This is a genomic window from Mesorhizobium sp. M7A.F.Ca.US.014.04.1.1 (genome assembly GCF_003998745.1).
GTDB classification, from domain to species: Bacteria; Pseudomonadota; Alphaproteobacteria; order Rhizobiales; family Rhizobiaceae; genus Mesorhizobium; species Mesorhizobium ciceri.
The window spans coordinates 1-3,482 of the sequence record NZ_RZRW01000587.1 but is presented as its reverse complement, the minus strand read 5'-3'; the positions used below and the strand labels follow the sequence as shown (position 1 = coordinate 3,482).

Below are 3,482 nucleotides of genomic sequence, written 5' to 3'. Positions count from 1 at the left end.
GATATTCGCCGACCGCCACCGCCACGTCATTGGCCGATTTGACGACGATGGCGCGGATCGCGGAATCGACGTCGATGCTCTCGCCGCGCCGGAAGCGCATCTTGGTCGGCGGCTGCGAGGCGGCATGGTCCGACACCGGGATCTGCGTCTGCTTGCTGACGCGGCCGGACTCCAGCGCCTCGAACAAAAGATACAGCGTCATCATCTTGGTCAGCGAGGCGGGGTAGCGCTGCGCCGTCGAGCTGACCTCGAACAGCTGCTTGCCGGTCCTGGCGTCAACCACGATGGCCGCATATTTCTGCGCCGGCGCGGGCACGGCCAGCACGCTGTCGGGCGGCGTCGTGGCGCAGCCGGCCAGCAGCACCAGCAGGGCTAGTGCCGCAAAAACTCTCTGGATGAGCGGAAAGGGACGCAGGTAGGACAAGGGCTGGACTGTTCTGGGTCGGCTGTTGCTGAGATGAGACGACGCTAACGTAACGCGGCTGTTGCGTCCATTTGGTTAATGCCGGTTAGCCCCAGGATTGTCGAGCCTCGCAAGCTTGGCATCCGCCCCGAAAACGCCGGTTTTCCCGTGTCTTTGCTTGCCAAGGCCGCGTTTCCCGTGGGAAGGGGCGTGGTATCGAGGGCTTGGGGGCTTGGCATGACGAACATCGGGGCCGGGGGCGCTGCGCCCTCGCTTATCAGGGCATCACTCAGCCGCACCGGCAAATGGGCTGGCAGCGTCGCCTTTGTCGGGGGTGCCGTATCCGACATCCTCAATCCGCTGGCGCCGTTCGCCGCCTATATCGCGCTGGTCGCCGCGGTGGCCGCAATCATCATCGCCATTGCCATCGTGCTCCGGCTGGTGCTGGCGGCCAAGGCGCTGCCGGCCTTGATCTTCGCCACCAGTGCGGCGGCCGTCGCCGGCGGCGTCTACGGCCTGCAGCAGCAGACCAACGCCCAGCATGGGGTGATCGCCAGCCTGGTGCCGGCCATTGCCGGGCTGCAGCAGTCGATGGGCATCGTTACCGAGAAAGTTGCGAAGATCGAGCAGACCGTCACGCAGACGCAAAAGACGGTCGACGCGGTCAAGCAGTCGACCGACACGGCGGCGAAAAAGACCGACGAGATCGCGTCCGTCCAGCAGCAGCAGACTGAGCAGACGGCGGAAGTGCAGAAGACCACCGACGAGGTGAAGAAGGAGACCGAGACGCTGGTCGCCGGCCAGGCGCAGCAGCAGGCCCAGACCGAGAAGCTGCAGGCGACGACGCAGCAGATCGCCGCCTCGATCGACATCATCGCCAAGGGCTTTGCCGCCCTTGCCGCGCAGGGCGGGGCGATCGCCGAGCCGAAGCGGCCGGACGAGTTCTACCACAATGCCCGCGTCTACGAGTTGTCCGGCGACATGCTGAATGCGCGGCGCTCCTACCTCGCCTTTGCCGGCTTCGACGTCGACGCCATCGATCCCTACACGCGCTTTGCCGCGCTGCTTCGGGTGCAGGACGGCAAGGCCGGCGCGCGCGAGGTGTTCGGCGCGCTTGCCGACAAGGGCAAGGCGCTGTCGATCAAGCTGGTGCATATCCAGCAGTTCGACGACGCCCAGCGCCTCGACAAGCTCAACGTCTTCATATCAGCCAATCCAGATTTCGCGCCGGCCTATTTCCTGTTGGCGCAGGAGTTTTCCGAAGACCGCCTCGGCGCCCAGACGCTGGCCGACAAGCGCAACGAGGCCAAGGCGCTGACCAAGTTCACGTCCTACGAAAAGGATGGCGGGTTGCTCAAATATTTCGTCGACCAGACGCAGTTGGCCGACTGGCTGGACCGCAGCCGCAGCCGGCTGGCGGCGCTTGGCGACGTGCTCGACCCCGCCCGCTTCGTGCCTTCGCTGACGCCGATGCGCTCCAACCAGGGCTGGTCGATGACCATCTCGCTGCCCGAGCCGGCGACCGCCATCTCCTGGCGCATGGGCGACAGCGGTCCTTTCACCGACACCGGTTTCCTGGCCATGAACGACCAGACCACCGGCAAGCCGATGGCCAATCCGAGCTTCGAGATACCCGACAGCACCGTGGCGGGGATCATTGCGATCAAATATCTCGACATCAGGGGCCGCGAGACCGGCCCGTTCGACATCCGCTTCGACCCCGAGACAGCGCTTCAGCAAGGCAACAAGCAGATCCTCGACCAGTTCTGGACCTCGTGGATCGCCTTCGATGCCAGCGGCAACCACGGCCTGGTCTATTTCACCCAGATGCTGTCCTACCGCTGCGCCATCAAACAGGTGCATTACAGCCTGAACGGCGCGGCCCTCGACAAGGAGATCAAGATGCCGCCTTGCGACAAGAAGGACCCCTACGCCATCCCCTACGATTACCAGCCCTATTTCAAGGTCGCCGACAGCGTGAAATCGATGTCGGTGCAGGTTACCTACACCGACGACACCAAGTCGCCGGTGCGGGAATACAAGCGACAGTAGCTCACCCTCCCCTTGTGGGGAAGGTGAAGGTGCGCGATGCAAAATGCCTGTCGCGGCGCTTGCGCAACCGCCGCCGAACGGTTCAGTTTGCGCCTTCAGAATCGGTGACAGCGCAATGACCATCCACACCATCAAGGCCAGAGGCATTTCGGTTTCGCTCGACCTCACGGTCGGCCACATCGCCGACATGGTCGTCGAGGCTGGCGGGCGGCAGCTGAAGCCGCTGCATCGCGCGCCCTGGGTCGATGCGAACGAGACGCTGCCGAAAGACCTGCCGGAAGGCACGGTTCGGCTGTCCGGCGATTTCCTCTGCGCGCCGTTTTCGCGCAGCGATGTCGAGGAAGCGCCGCTGCATGGCTGGACGGCCAACAGCGCCTGGGATGTCGTCGAAAGTGTCGCGACCGACGATGGCTGGCGCGCCGTCTATCGCCTGCGGCACGAGGTGATGGGCGCTTCGGTCGACAAGATCCTGACGCTGCGCGACGGCCATCCCTTCCTCTACCAGGAGCATGTATTTTCCGGCGGCAATGGTGCGATCTCGGTCGCCCATCACCCGATGACGGCCATGACCGGCGGCGGCAGGCTGGCCTTTTCGCCGAAGCGTTTTGCCGCGACGCTGGACGATCCGCTGGAGCCCGATCCCGCACGCGGCCGCTTCATGCTCGCCTATCCGGCGCGCTCCGCCGATCTCGGCCATTTTCCCGCCGCCGGCGGCGGCACGCTCGACCTGACGGAATACCGCATGGATGACCGCCGCGAGGATTTCATCACGCTGGTCGAAGCCGACCATGGCGGGCCGGGATGGACCGCGCTTGCACGACAGGCCGAGGACGATCTGGTGCTGGTGCTGAAGAACCCGGCCGAACTGCCAATCACCATGCTGTGGTTCAGCAATGGCGGCCGCTCCATGGGGCGTAGTCGCGCCCGCCAAGGGCAAGGCGACCCAATCCAAAACCGGCGCCGGCCCGGCCATGACAGGCCGTTCGAAGGACACCAAGCCGGCTTTCGGCAAGGCAGCGCCGAAGAA

3 protein-coding genes are annotated in these 3,482 nt (G+C 64.9%); 2 read left to right on the top strand and 1 reads right to left on the bottom strand.

The annotated features are described in order from the left end of the window. On the bottom strand, positions 1–424 hold a 424-nt coding region (locus EOA22_RS28075; protein WP_164755903.1), incomplete at its 3' end, for a serine hydrolase. Between the two features lie 216 nt (positions 425–640). Between EOA22_RS28075 and EOA22_RS28070 the strand changes: the two genes are divergently transcribed. Beyond that, the gene (locus EOA22_RS28070; protein ID WP_063169762.1) at positions 641–2,455 is read left to right on the top strand and encodes a hypothetical protein; all 1,815 of its coding nucleotides are present in this window, start codon (positions 641–643) and stop codon (positions 2,453–2,455) included. Between the two features lie 115 nt (positions 2,456–2,570). Beyond that, a partial coding sequence (locus EOA22_RS28065; RefSeq protein WP_245478704.1) for a hypothetical protein occupies positions 2,571–3,482 on the top strand: 912 nt, incomplete at its 3' end.